The sequence below is a fragment of the Micromonospora sp. CA-249363 genome (genome assembly GCF_050950185.1).
In the GTDB taxonomy this organism is placed as follows: domain Bacteria; phylum Actinomycetota; class Actinomycetes; order Mycobacteriales; family Micromonosporaceae; genus Micromonospora.
This window is the reverse complement of the sequence record NZ_CP192020.1, coordinates 4,116,873-4,133,634: the sequence shown is the minus strand read 5'-3', so window position 1 is coordinate 4,133,634 and position 16,762 is coordinate 4,116,873. Positions and strand designations below refer to the sequence as shown.

The window sequence follows — 16,762 nt, the reverse complement described above, 5'->3', positions numbered from 1 at the left end:
GGGCATGCGGAGACGGCGTACGGCGGTGGGACGGCAGGCGGAACTCGACGCCCTCGCCACGGCCGGTCGCGACGCCGGGGAGGACGGCCGGTTCGTGCTGGTCCGTGGCACCGCCGGTAGCGGGCGGACGGCCCTGCTGAGCGCCGCCGCCGACGCCTGGCGGTCCGCGGGCGTCGCGGTGCTGCGGTTGCCGCCTACCGGTCCGGCGCAGGCCCCGACGAGCGGGTTCGAGGCGCTGCTCGACGCGGTACGGGAGCACTACGAGTCGCTGGGCGAGCCGACACTGGCGGCGCCGGTGGCCGCCCTCGGCGCGCTGTGCCCCTCGTCCACCGACCCGTCGCCGGGCCGCAACGCCGTGCTGGCCCGCGAGGCCGGCGCGCTCTTCTCGCTGATCGGCCGTCGTGGCCCGACCGTCCTGCTGGCCGACGATGCCGGCGACCAGCCGGCCCGGGTCCTCGCGCTCGGCGCCGCCGTCCGTCCGGGAGTCCTGGTCGTCGCCGCCGCCGAGCCGGACGCGCCCGCCGCCGAACGTCTCGACGCGCTGGCCGACGTGGTCGTCGACCTCCCGCCGCTGCCCACCTCGGCGGTACGCGAGCTGCTCGGTCGCCGTTACCGCACACCCGTCGACGACGCGTTCGCCTCGGCGCTGGCTGACGCGCTCGGTCCGCTGGCCGGGCATCCGGCGACCGTCGTGGCGACCGTCGACGCGTTACGCCGGGGCGGTCGGCTCACCGAGGCCGGCGGGCATCTGTGCCTGCGGGACCCGTACGCGCCGATCCTCCTGCCGCCGGATCACCCGCTGACCGTCCGGCTGCACGCTCACGGCGCCGACGCCGTACGTCTGGCCACGATGGCGTCGGTGGTCCGGTTCGGCATCGCCGACCTGCCCCTGTTCGCCACGGCCACGCTCGGTGACCCCGACGGTCACGGCGCGATCATCGACAACCTGGTGGAGGCCGGGGTGCTGGTCGCCGACCGGCACGGCGGCATCCGCCCGCAGAGCCCCGCGCTGGCCGCCCGTCTCGTCCACGACGCCGGACCCCGGGCGGTGGCCCGACTGCACCGGGCGTGTGCCGCCGCCCTGTTCCGACGTACGGGCGCGGGGGACCGGGCGGACCGGGCCACCCTCGCCGACCACGTCACCTCGGCCGGCGCCGCGGTGCCGCCCGACCGGCGTACCGCTCGCACGCTGCTGTCCACCGCCGCCCGGGCCACCGAACGGGAACCGGACCGCGCGGCGCACTGGCTGAGCGCCGCGCTGCGGCACTGCGACGGCGACGACTCCGCCGGCGACATCCAGGCGCGACTGCTGCGGCTGCTCGTGCGGACGGGCCAGTTCACGCGGCTCACCGCCGACGTCGACCGGATCGCCGCGCTCGGCGTCCCCGGCACGGGCCACGCCGACCTGGCCGCCGCCGCGCTGCTCGCCACCCTGCACACCGGTCGGCCACTGTCGCCGTGGGTGCGGACGGCGCTGCCCGGTCCGGACGCGATGGTGACGTTCGGCGAAGCCTGGCCGGCCGGTACGCCGATCCCGGTCACCGACCCGCCGGTCGGGGCCGCGTCGCTGCTGACGGCGCACGAGTTCGCCACGGTCCGGCGGGCGCTCACCGTCGGCGCGCAGGACGATCCGCTGGTACGCGCCGGCAGCCTCGGCGACCTGGCCCTGGTGCTGCGCCTGGTGCTCGGCGACGGCCGGTACGGCGTACCGGTCGACGGTCCGGTCGCCGCATACCACCGGTTGCACGAGCACCGCGCACGAGGCGACCTCGCCGGCGTTCTGTCCGCCGCCCGGGAGGCGAACGTCACCGACCTGCCGGACCGGCTCGTGCCCCGGCTGGCCCGACTGTGGGCCGCCGAGGCGTTGGCGCTGCGCGGACAGAGCGAGGCCGCCGCCGAGTGGCTGCGCTCGGTGCCGGCCGATCCGCCGTACGCGGCCCTGCGCTGGTGGGTCGCCAACGGCCCCGGGTGGGAGCCCCGCGACGCGGCGGACGTACGGGAGCGGCTCGCCGCCGGCTGGCGGGCCTACGAGGCGCACCTGTCGTACGGCAGCGTGCTCGGCGTCGAGCAGTTGCTCGTCCGGATCGCGGAGCTCGGCGCCCGGTATGCCCCCGGCGCGGCGGACCTCCGGCTGCCGGCACCGGGCCGGACGGGCGGTCCACGGCTCACCACCGAGGCGGAGGCGTTGATCCACGCTCTCGTCGAGCGGGATGCCCCGGCCGCCGAGCGGAGCGTCGAGCAGACCCGGGCGCGCGGTCACCGCCTCGACCTGTGGCACGCCACCCTGGCCCTCGGCCACACCGCCGAGGACGCCGGACCGTGGTTACGTCAGGCGTACGAGGTGGCCCGGACGCTGGACGCGGCGCCGGCCCGAACGGTGGTCGCCACGGCGATGCGCCGACGGGGCGTACCGCTGCCGCAGGCCCGGAGCGCCCGGCCCGCGTTCACCGCGATCGAGCTGCAGATCATCGAGCTGCTGCGCGGCGGGCGCACGAACCGGCAGATCGCCGCTCGCCTGCGCCTCAGCGAGAAGACCATCGAGAACCACCTGACCCGACTGTTCGCCCGCACCGGCCTGCGTTCGCGCGTGGAGCTGGCCGCGGCGAGCCTGGACGGGGACGTTCTCGGTGCGGTGTCCTGACCGGCCGACGCGGAGGTACCACCCGGCGTGAGAAGCAAGAGGATCCTCGTCTCCCGGACCGCCGGCGGGGCCAGCCGCAGCATCCGCGAGGCGTTGCAGAAGGCGGAGCCGGGCGCGCTCATCATGGTGGCGCCGGGTCACTACCCGGAGAACCTGGTGCTGGACAAGGTGGTCACGGTGACCGCCGAGGAAGGACCGGGCACCGTCAAGATCACTGCTGCCAGTGGCCCGGCCGTCGTGTTGACCGCCGAGTCGGCGGCCCTCAACGCGCTGACCATCGAGGCGCTCGACGCGGACAGCCCCGCCGTCGCGTTCGAGGCCGGCCAGCTCGGGGTCACCGAGTGCGAGCTGTCGGCCGGCTCCTGGGCGACCGTCTTCGTCCTCGGCCGGGCCTCGCTCACCATGCGCGGCAGCCGCGTCACCAATCAGGCCGGCGCGGGGGTCGTGGTCACCGCCGCGACCGGCACCGTTCTCGACGACTGCCGGCTCGTCCAGCTGGGCACCTCCGGCGTGGTCGTCGGCGAGACCGGTGTGCTGCGGATGCGGGCCAGCACCGTGCAGGGCGCGGGCGGCAACGGGGTGTGCCTCAACGGGCGCGCGTCCCTCGACCTGGAGGACTGCGAGATCGTCGCCGCCGGTAAACCGGCCCTCGCCGTGGAGCAGCAGGCCGCGGCGGTGATCCGCCGGCTGACCGTCACCGGCGGCGACAGCATCGGCGCGTACCTGGCGACCACCGGCGCGGTCTCCATCGAGGACAGCGCGATCACCGGCGTCGCTCACGACGGCGTGTTCGTCGGCGGCCGGTGCGCTCCACGGTTGACGCGGCTGACGGTGCGTTCCCCCGGGCGGCACGGCCTGAGCTTCGTCGGGCAGGCCGCGGGCGTCGTCGAGCGGTGCGCGGTCGTCGGGGCGGGCGTCACGGCGGTCAGCGTGGACGAACGATCCACACCCGAGTTCGGCGAGCTGGAGGTCGACGGCGGAGGCGACTCGGCGGTACGCGTCGGCGGCGGCGCGGACCCGTTCTTCCGCCGGCTCCAGGTGTCCGGCTGCCCCGGTACGGCCATCGTGGTCACCGGTGCCGCGCGCGGCACCCTGGAGAACATCACCGTGGACCGACCGGGCAACCACGGACTGGTCGTCGAGGACGGGGCACGTACCACCGTCAGCGGGCTCAGCCTGCGCGGCGCCACGGCCGCCGGCCTGCGGGTGGCCGGGGCCACGCTCACCTGCACCGACGCCGACATCGCCGAGTCCGGTGGCCCCGGCGTGGAGGCCGCCGCCGGCGCCGAGCTGTCCCTGACCCGGTGCCGGGTGCACGACGGCCGGGCCGACGGGTGCGCGCTGGCCGCCGACGCGTCCGGTGTCGTCGCGGAGTCGGAGTTCCACGCCAACGCGGGCAACGGGATCACCGTCGCCACCACCGAGACGGTGCGCCTGACCGGCTGCGCGGCGCACGACAACCGCGGATCCGGGCTGCGCCAGCTGGTGCCGGGTGAGCTGACCGTGGACGGGTTCAGCAGCGCCCGCAACGGCGCGCCGGACGCGTACGGCACGACCGCTGCCGCCACCGCCACCGTGTACGCCGAAACGGCCCCAACGGACCGCGCCGAGATCCGCCGCGCCGGTGACCCGCTGGCCGAGCTGCACGACCTGGTCGGCCTGCAGAGCGTCAAGCACGAGGTGTCATCGCTGGTCAACCTCAACAAGATGTCGCAACGCCGCAAGGAGGCCGGACTCAGCGCCCCGCCCATGGCCCGGCACCTCGTCTTCGCGGGGCCGCCCGGCACCGGCAAGACCACCGTCGCCCGGCTCTACGGCGCGATCCTCGCCGACCTGCGGGTCCTGCGCTCCGGTCACCTCGTCGAGGTGGCCCGCGCCGACCTGGTCGCCCAGATCATCGGCGGCACCGCGATCAAGGCCACCGAGGCGTTCAACCGTGCGCTCGGCGGTGTCCTGTTCATCGACGAGGCGTACACGCTCAGCACCGGCCGGGGCGGCACCGGCCCCGACTTCGGTCGCGAGGCGATCGACACGCTGGTCAAGCTCATGGAGGACCACCGCGAGGACATCGTGGTGATCGCCGCCGGCTACTCCGCCGAGATGCAACGATTCCTCGACACCAACCCGGGCCTCGAATCGCGGTTCAGCCGGACCATCGAGTTCCTCAGCTACAGCGCCGCCGAGCTGGTGACCATCGTCGAGGAGCAGTGTCGCCGGCACGACTACCACCTGGACGCCGAGGCGGCCGAGCTGCTGTTGACGCACTTCGAGACGATCCCCAGGACCGGGACGTTCGGCAACGGCCGCACCGCCCGCAAGGTCTTCGAACGGATGGCCGACCGGCAGGCGTCCCGACTCGCCACGTCCGACCGGCTCACCGACGCCGACATGCGACTGCTCACCGCCGCCGATTTCGCCGGTGACGCGTGACGGGCGTGGACCTGCGCGGCGGGCCGGCGCTCACCCTGGTCACCGGGCCGCCCGGCGTCGGCCGTACCCATGCGCTGCGGGCCACCGCCGACGCCGCCGCCCGGGACGGCGCGCCGGTGCTGGCGCTACGCCTCGCCCCGCAGGACCGCCACGAGCCGTGGTACCTGGCCGGACGCATCCTCGCCGCGCTCAGCCCGGCCCGTCCGTCCGGCCGGGTGGCCGAGCCACCGACGACCGCCCTCGCCGGCATCCTGCGCCGACGGCCCGGCCTGCTCCTCGTGCTCGACGACGCCCAGTGGGCCGACACGGAGTCGGCGGAGGCGATCGGCGACGTGCTGGACGACCCGGCGGGCTCGCCCGTGCGGTGCGTGGCCGCCCTCCGTACCGTTGGTGGACCGGCCGTCCCACGCCCCCGGCCCGGCCTGCGCGCCCGCATCGTGCCGTTGCGGCCGCGACGCGCGACCGAGGCCGAGGAGTTCGCCGCCCGGCTGCTGCGCGCCACCCCGCACGAGGACCTGGCCGCCGCGCTGCGCCGCTACGGCGCCGGCGTGCCCGCCGCGATCGACGCGGTCATCGCCGGATACCGCGACACCGGGCAACTCGTCGTGGCCGACGGCCGCGCCGGTCTCCGCGACCCGGGCGCGGTCCCGGTCATCCCGACCGGACACCAACTGCTGCGGCCGGTACGCCGGCTCGACCGCACGGCGCGTGCGGTGGCGCGTGCCCTCGCCGTGCTGCAACCGTTCGGCCCGGCCGCGCCCGCCCTCATCGGACAGGCCCTCGGCCTGACTCCGGACGAGGTGGACCGGCAGCTCGCCGTCGCGCGTACGGAGGGGGTCACCCGCGCTCGGCCGGGCGGTTGGACTCTCACCCCGCCGGCCCTGGCGCTCGCCCTCGCCGCCGACCTCGGCCCGTACGAGCGACATCGCACCGCCCAGGTCGCGGCCGAGGCGCTCGGGGGCGACCGGTCCGCCGTACCCGATCCACGCGACCTGCCCGACCGTCTCGTGGAGGCCGGCACGTCGGTCGACCCCGAGCGGCCCGTCGCAGCCCTCGCCCGCGTACACGCCGGTGGTCGGCCCGCCCGACCGTCCCTGGCCGACCGCTGCCTCCTGGACTTCCGGGCGGGCCGCTGGACCGCCGCCCTCGACGGCGCGGTGCTCGCCGAAGCGGCCGGACAGCCCGGAACCGACGTGCCGGTCGCCCGGGTGGCCGCCGAGGTGCTGCTCGCCCGGGGCCGGCCGGCCCGGGCCCGGACCCTGCTGGACGCCGCCGCCGACCAGCCGTCGCACCTGCTGGCACCGGTACGCGTCGACCTGCACCGGGCGCTCGGTGATCCGGCGGCCGCCGCCGAGGCGGTACGGACCGACCTGGAGCTGTCGACCGGCGGGGAGCTGTGGGTGCTCGCCGCCGAACTGGCGATCGAACACGGTGACCCCGCGACCGCCCGGGCGGCCCGAGCGGCGACTCTGCCCGCGTACCCAGCGGCTCTCGTCCGCCTGATCGTCGACGGGGACGCCGGCGCGGCGGCCGAGGCCGTGGAGTGGACGCGGCGACAGGAACGGCCGTACGAGGTGGCCCGCACCCTGGAACGCGCGGTGCGCTGGGCGGGCGCCGACCCCGGCCTGCTCGCCGAGGCGTACAACATCCTCGGCGCGCTGGGGGCGCTGCTCCACCGTTCCCGCCTCCGGCAGTTCGCCCGGAACCGGGGCGCCCCGGTCGCCGGTCGCGCCGAGACCGTCGCCGAGGGCGACCTGCTGCTCGCCGTCCTGGTGGCCGAGGGACTGTCCAACCGGGAGCTGGCAGCGGCGACACAGAGCAGCGAGAAGAGCGTCGAGGGTCGGTTGAGCCGCCTGTTCGCCCGGACGGGCTACCGCTCCCGCGTCGAGCTGGCCACCGCCGTGCTGGCCGGAACGTTCCCGGGGCAGGCCGACCCGGTCAGGCCGTGTGTCAAAGTCCTCGGTCGAGCCGAGGCGGAGTCCAGGCGGCGATCCGGCAAGGCGGAGATTCGTCAGGATACCGGTGTTGTATCCGGACGAATCTCCAACGCGGTCGGTCGTCGTCTGGGCCCGCCGTAGGCCGGCCAGGGGCTTTGACACACGGCCTAACGCCGTTCCGGGGCGATGAGGCTGGACAGCGGCAGCTCGATGCCCTTGGCCCGGGGCCGCCAGCGGTCGTTCTCCGCGTGCAGCACCTGGTCCACTGTCGTGCGCTCGTAGTACCGGCTGGGCAGCAGCATCGTCACCCCGTCCGCCACCAGCTCCGGCAGCCGTGACCGCACCGAGGTCAGGCCCGCCAGCGCGGCGGCGCTGGCCAACACGTCCACCGCCCGGTTCGGCGCGACCCGCAACCGGACCAGCCGGTGACCGGCGCGAACTGCGGGACGCCGGGCCAGCAGCACCAGGAGGTCGTCGTCCGTACCCGAGGGGTCCGGTCGGTCCGGAACCACCGCCCACATCCGTCCGCCGCGCGGCGCGAAGACCACCTCGTTCGGCAGGCCGTCGGCGCCGTGCCGGGCGCCGGCACACCGCAGCGTCAGCGGGTTGGCCGGCAGCTCGACGGGATCCCGCGGCTGCCCGGCCTCGTCCACCCGGTAGCCCTGTTCGAGGCGGGCCAGGTCCAACCACCCCGCCGGCAGCAGGAACGTCCCGTCGGTCGCCTGGTGGCGCAGGTCGGCGGGGAGGTCGACGCCCGCCCCGCCCGGGTGTACCGCGCCACCCGCCTCGACCCGGAGCGCCAGCAGATGCTGGTGTGGACCGGACCGGGCCAGCCCGTCGCCGGCAAGGTGGCCGACGAGGTGAAGGTTCGCCGACGGCACCCCCTCCACGGCGACGCGCTGTGCCGGCCACGGCGACGACAGCCACAGCCGTACCGGCGTCGCGTTGACCTCCGGCCGTTCCGGCAGCCAGCGGACGCCGTGCGGCCGCCGGCCCCGCGCGGAGACCGTCAGCGACGGCCGTGGGCTCGGCGGCGGCAGCGGACCGGCGGTCGCCGGGGCCGTCGCGGCCGGCTCCGCCACGCCCCCACCGGCCGGCGACAGCTCCGGGACCCGCCGCCGCAGGGAGACCAGCCAGCCGTCGTCGTTGCGCCACCGGCTGTCGTCGGGGTCCGGGCCGGCGGAGGCCGCGCGTTGCCAGCGCGCGGGAAGTCGCTGCTCGTCGACGGCCCGCGGCAGTCCCTCCTGTACGGACACCACGGCGCCCGGCGCGAGCGACCACACCTGGACGCCCAGCTCCTCCTCCAGCACCCGCAGGTGTTCGTGCAGACCGTCGGCCCGCTCCGGCGGCACCGGGGTGAGCACCATGAGGTCACCGCCGTCCCAGCCGGCCATCTCCAACAGCCGGCGCAGCTGGGCGGTGCCGGTGGCCAGGACGCCGCCGTCACCGTGCCGCAGCCCCAGCCGACCGTCCTCCAGGATCGTCAGGTCGACGAGCGTCAGGCCCGGCTCCGCGCCCAGGCCCCGGTACCGGTCGCGCGTCGCCGCCTCGCGCTGACGCGACGTGCTCATCAGCGCCACCGCGCCGGCCGAGGCCGTCGTGACGCCGTCCGCCGGGGTGAGCCGCCCGTCCAGGTCGGTGTCGAACACCGGCTCACCCGTCGCGTACGGGGGACGGACCGCCCGCCACGGCACCGCCTGACCGGACCGGTCCCGCGCGGCCAGGTCCCGGCAGCCCTTGAGCAGCACCGCCTCCGCGCCGACCGGAGGGGTCCACACCGTCGCGCCGGTCGTCTCGGCCAACGCGTGCACCTCGGCGTCGAGCAGCCGCTGCTCCGCCTCGTCCACCGGCCACCGCAGCCACAGTCGCAGGTCGCCACCGTGCAGCGGGATCGAGGACAGCGCGGCCGCGACCTCGTCGGCCCCGTGCACCCCGCTGCGCCCCCGATAGGTGGACAGCACGAACCTGCCGCCACGGGTGGCGAGGGCCACCGTCGCCAGATCCGGATGCGCTGCCCCCAACCGGGCCGCCGCCGCCCGCCGTACGACGTAGCTCTCCCGGTCGGCGAATTCGAGGCCGTTCGGCAGGGGCAGGGTGACGAGCCCACCGCGTTGCAGGACGAGGCCGCCGGCCAGGTCGTACCAGCCTGGCAGCGACGTACGCATCGACGCCGGCTGCACCAGCACCCAGTCGACCACCTCGCCGCTGGCCCGGTTCACCGGCACCGCTTCCGTCCGGGCTCCCGCCGCCGCCGTCGGCTGGACCGTCGCACCGGTCGGGGTGACGAGGACATCACAGCCCAGCGCGTCCGCCAGCCGGGCGAACACCGCGGCCTGCCGCGCGCCGTCGTCCATCAGCACGCGCAGGTCCCGTTCCCCGGCGCCGGCCTCCCGGGCGAGGTCGGCCAGGGCTTCGACGCCGAGCGCGGTCACCGGATCCTCCGGCGTGGCGACTCCGCCCTCGTCGCAGCGGACCAGCGTCAGGTCGGCGAGGCCGGGAACGGACGACGGACGATCGTCCGGGTCCCGCGTCACCACGTCCACCACCGGTTCCGGGGCCTGTCGCATCATGTCGCCAGCCCTTCAGCCATCGCGCGCACGGACCATCGGGCCGCCGGGGCCGCACCGATCACCACCGGGACGGTACGGTGCCCGACCGGCGTCAGCGAGCGACGCTCCCGCCACAGAGTTCCCACGGACGTCGCCGGGCAGAACACCACACGCAGCGGTACCGGGTCCAGCCGCGCCAGCTCGTCCAGGGACGCGAGTCGGCGGGTCCGCTCCGGCAGTGGCTCCACGCCGAGCACGTCAGCGATCACCACGACGTCGACGGCCGGCGCGAGCTGGGTGAGCAGCCGTACGCCCAGTCGCCGGCTCGCGTCCGGGTCGCCGCCGAGGGTGAGGACGTCCGGGGCGGCCGCCAGGTCGACCCAGAGGCGACGCCCGTCGCGCTCGCCGAGCACGACGGGGATGCTCGACGGCGGCGGGTTCCAGCCGTCCTCGAGCCATCCGTAGGCCGAGCCCCAGCGTGCCGGCCGCGCGCCGACCAGCCGTACCGCCGTGGTGGTCGTGTCGGTGGTCAGGTCGGCGACCAGGGGCGGGAACCAGCCGGGCATGGTCGCCGCGAGCGATCCGATGCCGGCCACGCGTTGCAGGTCACCGGCGGGCAGCACGATGGCACGTCGCAGTCCCTCGACCACCGGCGCGGGCGTCTGCGTCGCCGGATCCGTGGCCTGCTCGTCGTCGACCGACGGGAGGTCGTCGGGCGGTGTGGACGGCTCGGCCGGGACGAACGGGGCGTCGTCCGGAGGCTGCCGGGGCACAGGCACGGGCGTTGGGCGGGCCGCGGCGATCGGTGGTGACACGCGCGTCGGCGGCGTGGCGGGCGTCAGTGGGGTGACCGGCTGCGGCGCGGCCGTCGGGGCCGGGCTGAGCGGTCGCGGGGCGACGAGCCGCGGCGCGGCGGTCGGTGCTGCCGCGGGCTTCGGCGGTACGACCCGCTGCGGCCCGGCCTGCTCCGCCGCGATGGGCACCGATCCGGCGGGCGCCGACTCGGCGGGCGCTGAATCAGCGGGCACGGATTTGGCGGGCGCCGATTCGGCGGGCAGCGGCGCGGCGGGCAGCGGCGTGGCGGGCACCGAGTCGGCGGGCGCTGAATCGGCGGGGAGTGGCGCGGCGGGCTTTGGCTCGCCCTCACGTGATCCGGCGGGTTCCGGCCTCCGCGTCGCGGGCGCGGCGTCACCTGGCTCGGCGGCAGGCGGCCCGGCCGTGCTCGACTCCTCCGTCGACGGCTCGACGGTTCGCGGCGGGGCGGTCGATGGGCCGGTGGTCGGCGGCGTGTCGCGCGTTGGTGCCACCGGCGGAAGCGCGACCGGATCGGCAGCGGGGGAGGACCGGGCGACGATCGCCGGAGCCGGAGCCGGAGCCGGAGCCGGTGCGGCGGACAGCGGCGGCCGGTGGGGTTCGACAGTGGAGGTCGCGGGCGTGGCGGATGTCGGAACGGTGCCCGAGGGCGCGCCACGGGTCTCGTCGGGCAGCCTCGGGACGAGCGGCGCGTCGGGCTTGTCGGTGGGCGCGAGCCGGGCGGGCGACCGTGCGCCCTCGGACGGCGGTGCCGTGGAGGCCATGGGCGCGGCGGAGGGGCGGGTGGTGACCGGCGGCGCGGGGGCCGGGTCCACGGCGGAGGCGGCGGGCACGGCCACGACGCCGACGGCGGTGCGCGCGTCGGCGGTCGTGCGCGTGGTGCGGTCGCGGCGTCCGCCGCTGGCCCGGCGGGACGGGCCGGCCGGCGTCGGGGCACGGCGGGCGCGCAGGATCAGCAGGGGTACGGCCAGCGCCGCCAGCAGCAGGGCGGTCAGGGTGACCAGCAGGGTGGGGGACATCCCATCCCCGTCGGTACGCGGCCCGGCCTCGGCGGATGAGTCCGGGGCCCCGGGTGACGGTGGGGTGGACGGCGGCGCGACGGACGGCAGTGGTCCGGTTCGCACACCGGGGCCGCGCGCGTCGGCCGGCAGCAGCAGGATCCAGCCGGGCTCGAGGACCGTCGGGTCGTCCATGACGCGACCGTCCGGCTGCGCCCGTCCCCGGTTGAGGTCGAAGATCTCGCGGTAGCGCTTGCCGTCCCCGAGGGTCTGTGCGGCGATCGCGAAGAGGAATTCACGCCGGCCGTCGACCGGATCGCCGACCACGTAGAACTTGTCGGCCGTGGCCGTGGCCGTGGCCGTGGGCGTCGGGGCCGGCGCGGCGTGCGCGTCCCGGGTCGGCCCCCACGTCAGGAGCAGCCCGATCACCACGGCGGCCAGGACCGCGGGCGCTTTGCCGCGATCCGTGGCGCGGATCGTGAACAGCGGAGCCCCGCACTTCGTTCCCATGGTGAACTCCTGAGTGTGGAGGCATTATGAGCGGAATTACACCGTATTCGTCCGGCGAGGGCAATGTCGCTGACCGATGCCGTGCCGCCGTCCTGGAGATCGGTGAACAGGTCGATCGGCTACGTGTCCATCTTGGACGGCTGGACCCCGAGCGGCTGCGCATGTCCCCCCTACGGTTCCAGGCGCTGCTCGTCGGATTCGACATCTACGCTCGGATGCTCGACGACGCGCTGAACGACATCGTCGCCGAGCTACGGCCACCCGCCGTGCCCGCTCGTCGCGACCTCGAGATGGTCGCTGGTGAGAACCGATGACCGGGACACCGTACGAGGTCGACCCGGGCTCCGCCATCGGTGAGCTGGCGGCGGATCTCGTCAACCGGTTGGCCATGCTGCGACAGCTCGTGGAGCCCACCACGGCGGCCGCCCCGGCGTCCGGCCTGGTCGCGTTGCCGCCGGAGCACGAGTGCGCGATAGCCGTGGACGGGCTGCTGGGGCGGACCGGCATCCTCAGCCTCATCGGCGGCGCCCTGGACGCGGGCTGGTCGGTCGGCGGGGACGCCGGTTGGCACACGGGCGGCGCGGCGGAACGGGGTGCGTGAGATGTACTGCGAGGACGCCATCATGCGTGCGCAGGTCGGCCTTCTCACCATCGGGCGGGTCGACGACGCGGAACGCTCGGAGGTGGCGCGCCACCTGACGGAATGTCCGTCGTGCCGGTCCGAGCGGGACGACATCGCCCGCGTCGTCGGGATGCTCGAGGTGCTGCGTTCCGCTTCGGACATTGCCCCGTACGACCCGCTCGCGTCTCCCGCCGTGACGCCGCCCCGCCCTCCGGCCCAACTCTTCGGCGCGCCCGGCACGCCGTCGCCGCGGACCACCACGGCTCCGCTGCGTCCGGCCCTGGAATCCGGCGGCCTGTCGAGGCCGGCGCGCGACCCGGTCGGCCACCCCGCGCCCGTGATCGTGACGCCACTGCGGACGGATCCACCAGGGCGTCCGGCGTCCCCGCCGGGCGCGTCCGAGCGTCTCGCGCCGTGGCCGATCGAAACCTCCCGTCCGATGTCCCGCCTCCCCGCGCCGCGGCAGCCCGCGTTCGCGCCGGCCCTGCCGTACGCGCCCGTCGCCGCGATCGCGTCCCGTCCCGACGGTTACCTGCCACCTCGCCCGACCACCGGCCCCCTCTCCCGGGGCCCACACTCGCACCGGCGGCCGCGTCGCAGGTCGGCCCGCTTCCCGGTGTCGCTGGTCCTGCTCACCGTGACCCTGACCGCCGGTGCGGTCCTGGCCCCGTGGCCCCCGGCCGACGGGCGGGCTCCGGTCGTGGCGACCGCTGCCTCCGGCGATACGGCGCAGGTCGACCTGCGCGCGGTGCTGCGCGGCGGTGGTGACAGCGTGCGCGCGGAGCTGACCGTCGCCGGGCTCGCCCCGGGCGCCACCTACCAGGTGTACGTCGGCACGGTCCACGGTGACCTGGAACTGCTCGGCGAGCTGCCCGGTGTCGCGGGACCCGCCGACTGGTCGGGCGTGGCGACGGTGCCGATCGACGACCTCGCGTACCTCAGCGTGTGGGAGGTGGGCGGTCAGGTCGTGGCCGCGGCGAACGTCGTGAAGGACCCGGGAAGGGTGGTGTGACGTACGACACATCGTGGGTTTGAACGCTGTTTGCACAGGTCCGATCCCCAGTGGACACCGCAGGTGTCGGTAGGGTCCCCTCGTCCGTGAACCCGGCATTCGGCGGCATCGTTATGGTTTCCGTGGATCAGGCCACCGCGCAGGCGGCGTCCGGTGAGTTGTCACAGCCTCCGGCGGATGACGAGGCGTTACGGGTCGCGTATCGGACCCATGGTCCGATCCTGCTCAACTACCTGTCGCGCATGACGATGGGCAACCGTGCCCTGGCCGAGGACATCCTCCAGGAGACACTGGTCCGTGCCTGGAACCACCCGCAGGCGCGGACGGAGGACGGCCAGTGGAGCCGAGGCTGGCTGCTGACGGTCGCCCGGCGCATCGCCATCGACCACATGCGGTCGGTGCAGGGCAGGTCGACCGAGGTCCTCGACGAGCGGGTGGCGGAACGTCAGGTGGCCGATGACGACTTCGAGCGGCTGCTGAACGCGCGGACCGTGCGGGAAGCGGTGGCGTCGCTGCCGGAGCGGCTGCGCGGGACGCTCATCGAGATCTACTTCCGGGAGAGTTCGGTCGCCGAGGCGGCCCGTAACCTGTCCGTTCCCGAGGGGACGGTCAAGTCCCGGACCTTCTACGCGCTGCGGGCACTGCACGAGGAACTGGTGAAACGTGACTTCGCGCTCTAGGAGGCTTCCGGTGACGGTCCGATCGATCCGCCGGCGGGTGGCGGCCGGGCTGGTGGCCGCGCTGCTCGCCGTCCTGATGCCGGGCTCGGCGGCGGCGGCCGACGAGTACGTCCTCTACGCCACGGTCACCGCGGGCGGCGCGAACAAGGCGCCGACCCTGACCGACATCGCCGCACGCTACCTCGGCGACGGCGAGCGCGCGCAGGAGCTGTTCAACATCAACAGCGGCCGCCAGCAGCCGGACGGCGCCGCGCTGACCGACCCGAACCGGCTCACCGCCGGGTGGTACATCGTGCTGCCCTGGGACGCCGTCGGGCCCGGCGTCCAGTACGGCGTGCTGCCGACCCGGCCACCGGCGGCGTCTCCCGCCCCGACGTCGTCGTCCGCCCCCGGCGGTCCGGGGAGCCCACCGGTGGGTCCCGGCGCGGCCGGGCCGGCGCCGACGTCACGCCCAGGAGGCAAGTGCGTGGCCGCCGCCGTGGCCAGCGACCCGTCCAACTGGGCGTTCACCCGGCTGGCGGCGAGCCGGGTCTGGCCCCGCACCAAGGGCGCCGGCCAGTTGGTCGCGGTCGTGGACTCCGGCGTGGACGGTCGGCTACCCCAGTTGTCCGGTCGGGTCGCACAGGGGGCGGACCTGGTCACCGGTCGTGGCCGCGGTGATGCCGACTGTCTGGGCACCGGCACCGCGATGGCCGGTCTGATCGCCGCGGCCGCACCGGCCGGTGGCGGGTTCGCCGGCGTCGCGCCGGAGGCGGTCGTGCTTCCGGTCCGGATCGCCACCGACGGCAAGCCGGTGGGTCCGGCCGACCAGGCCGCGGCCATCGAGGTCGCCGCGTCCGCCGGCGCCACCGTGATCGCCCTCGGCGACCACGTCCTGGTCACCGACGAGAAGGTACGACAGGCGATCGATCAGGCGCTGTCGCGTGACATCGTGGTCGTCGCGGGCGCTCCGGCCGGTGCCGAGAACGCCGGCGCGGCGGCGCTGCTGCCGGAGTACCTGCTCTCGGTCGGTGGGGTCAGCGCCGACGGCAAGGCGGCCGAGGAGTACGCGACCGACACCGTCGACGTCGTCGCCCCGGGCGTCAACATCTCCAGCATCGGCATCACCGGCACCAAGGGGTTCGTCGGTAGCGGCACCCGGTACGCCGTGGCGCTGGTCGCCGGTGAGGCGGCGCTGGTCCGGGCCGCCCACCCGCGCCTGTCGGCGGTCCAGGTCGCCCGCCGGATCGTGCTGACCGCCGACGAGATGGGCGGATCGCCGGCCGGGAGTCCGTACGGCCACGGCATGATCGACCCCGAGGCCGCGGTCGTCGAGGACCTGCCGGACGAGACCGAGTCGTTGCCACCGGAGTCGACCGGCACGGCCGGCGGGGTCGGCGGCGCCAGCACGATCACGCAGGTCGCCATCCTGCTGGTCATGCTGGCCGCGCTGGTGGCCGGCGCGCTGCTGGTCGTCCGACTGCGCCGCTCCGCGCGTCGTACGGCCGCCGAGCGCGACGATCCTCCGGTCAGCGCCGAACCGGTACGGGACGAGGATTCGGCGCCCTCGACTCCGGGTGGCGGACGATGAGTCACTCCACGCCTGAACCTCCACCTGGCCACACTCGTTCTCCAGGTGCAGCGGTACGTACGGAGCGGGCGACCAGGATCATGAGGACTTGATGCCCAGTGGGCGACAACGGATGTGACGAACCGGAGGTGCGCGGCAAGGTCGCGCTCTACGTCGTCGGCCAGATCTCGGACAGCGAGCGGTGGGCGGTGGAGGAGCACCTCGCCCGCTGCGCCGAGTGCCTGGACGAGAGCCGGATCCTCGGCGACGCCGTGCTGGCCCTGACGCTTCTCGGCGAGGCGGATCGGCAGGAGTTGATCGCCGAGTTCGGCGTACCGGGCGGTGTGGCGACCACGCACGTGGCCGCGCGCACGGCGACGGCGTCCGGGCCGCCGGCACGGGTCGACGCGGACCGGCGGCCGGCAGCGCGGGCGCCCGGTGCGACCGGGCCGGGTTCGCGCGCGCGTCGCACGCTGCGACGTAAACCGGTCATGGTCGCGGGTGGGCTGGTCCTGGTGGTCCTCCTGGCGCTCGGCGGGGTGCTCGGCCAGGCCGCGCTGTTCGGGCCGCCGCCGTCCGCGCCGACGGCGCTGGTGGCCGACTCGGGAGGCAGTGCCAGTGGTGCCGTCCTGTCCGTGACGGTCTCGGCGGGCGGCGGTGACAGCGCGGTACGGGCCACCGTGTCGGGCCTGGAGCCGAACCGCAGCTACCGCTTCTACGTCACCGACGTGGACGGCAACAGCTACGACATGGCCGCGGTGACGGGCGCGGAACAGGCCCAGGACTTCACCACCTCGTGCCCGGTCCCCATGAACCGGTTGGAGAGGTTCAGCGTGACGGCCCCGGACGGCGCGCTCGTCGTGGCGGCCACGGTACGTCGGGACACCGACGCGCCGACCCCGCCCGGTTAGAGGTTCAACAAACTCTCAGTCGATAGTTGCCCACCGGAAACAACCAGCGCCTACCATCGCCTAATGCCCACCCCCGGCGGCGTGCGCCACGCCCGTCCACCGTCGCCGCC

General features: G+C 75.3%; 11 protein-coding genes. 9 read left to right on the top strand and 2 right to left on the bottom strand.

Features of this window, described 5'->3' with window-relative positions; genetic code table 11:
* The first annotated feature begins 4 nt into the window (after nt 1-4).
* The 3 genes from ACQPZK_RS18835 to ACQPZK_RS18825 are packed head-to-tail and all read left to right on the top strand — an operon-like array spanning nt 5 to nt 7,149.
* A complete protein-coding gene (locus ACQPZK_RS18835; RefSeq protein WP_433534242.1) occupies nt 5-2,641 on the top strand; it encodes a LuxR C-terminal-related transcriptional regulator in 2,637 nt (878 codons plus the stop codon).
* A gap of 27 nt (nt 2,642-2,668) precedes the next feature.
* Nucleotides 2,669-5,071 (top strand): right-handed parallel beta-helix repeat-containing protein, encoded by a 2,403-nt coding sequence (locus ACQPZK_RS18830; protein WP_433534241.1) that lies wholly within the window; start codon nt 2,669-2,671, stop codon nt 5,069-5,071.
* Nucleotides 5,068-7,149, top strand: a complete 2,082-nt coding sequence (locus ACQPZK_RS18825) for an AAA family ATPase (protein ID WP_433534240.1) — start codon at nt 5,068-5,070, stop codon at nt 7,147-7,149. The genes ACQPZK_RS18830 and ACQPZK_RS18825 overlap by 4 nt, the downstream gene beginning before the upstream one ends.
* Nucleotides 7,150-7,175: 26 nt before the next feature.
* Here the strand turns inward: ACQPZK_RS18825 and ACQPZK_RS18820 are convergent, their stop codons facing one another.
* Nucleotides 7,176-9,578 carry a hypothetical protein gene (locus ACQPZK_RS18820; RefSeq protein WP_433534239.1) on the bottom strand — a complete coding sequence of 801 codons (2,403 nt, stop codon included), beginning with the start codon at nt 9,576-9,578 and terminating at the stop codon, nt 7,176-7,178.
* Entirely contained in the window at nt 9,575-11,878 is a 2,304-nt protein-coding gene (locus ACQPZK_RS18815) for a hypothetical protein (protein ID WP_433534238.1), read from the bottom strand. Before ACQPZK_RS18815 ends, ACQPZK_RS18820 begins: the two co-directional genes overlap by 4 nt.
* A gap of 26 nt (nt 11,879-11,904) precedes the next feature.
* Between ACQPZK_RS18815 and ACQPZK_RS18810 the strand changes: the two genes are divergently transcribed.
* The 6 genes from ACQPZK_RS18810 (at nt 11,905) to ACQPZK_RS18785 (ending at nt 16,652) form a co-directional block, all read left to right on the top strand.
* Nucleotides 11,905-12,192 carry a hypothetical protein gene (locus ACQPZK_RS18810; protein WP_433534237.1) on the top strand — a complete coding sequence of 96 codons (288 nt, stop codon included), beginning with the start codon at nt 11,905-11,907 and terminating at the stop codon, nt 12,190-12,192.
* Nucleotides 12,189-12,479, top strand: a complete 291-nt coding sequence (locus tag ACQPZK_RS18805; protein ID WP_433534236.1) for a hypothetical protein — start codon at nt 12,189-12,191, stop codon at nt 12,477-12,479. The genes ACQPZK_RS18810 and ACQPZK_RS18805 overlap by 4 nt, the downstream gene beginning before the upstream one ends.
* A 22-nt stretch (nt 12,480-12,501) precedes the next feature.
* A complete protein-coding gene (locus tag ACQPZK_RS18800; protein WP_433534235.1) occupies nt 12,502-13,512 on the top strand; it encodes a hypothetical protein in 1,011 nt (336 codons plus the stop codon).
* A gap of 122 nt (nt 13,513-13,634) precedes the next feature.
* The gene (locus ACQPZK_RS18795) at nt 13,635-14,192 is read left to right on the top strand and encodes a sigma-70 family RNA polymerase sigma factor (RefSeq protein ID WP_433534234.1); all 558 of its coding nucleotides are present in this window, start codon (nt 13,635-13,637) and stop codon (nt 14,190-14,192) included.
* A 10-nt stretch (nt 14,193-14,202) separates the two neighbouring features.
* Entirely contained in the window at nt 14,203-15,762 is a 1,560-nt protein-coding gene (locus ACQPZK_RS18790) for a S8 family serine peptidase (protein ID WP_433534233.1), read from the top strand.
* 98 nt (nt 15,763-15,860) lie between these two features.
* Nucleotides 15,861-16,652 carry a zf-HC2 domain-containing protein gene (locus ACQPZK_RS18785; RefSeq protein ID WP_433534232.1) on the top strand — a complete coding sequence of 264 codons (792 nt, stop codon included), beginning with the start codon at nt 15,861-15,863 and terminating at the stop codon, nt 16,650-16,652.
* The last annotated feature ends 110 nt before the right edge of the window (nt 16,653-16,762 follow it).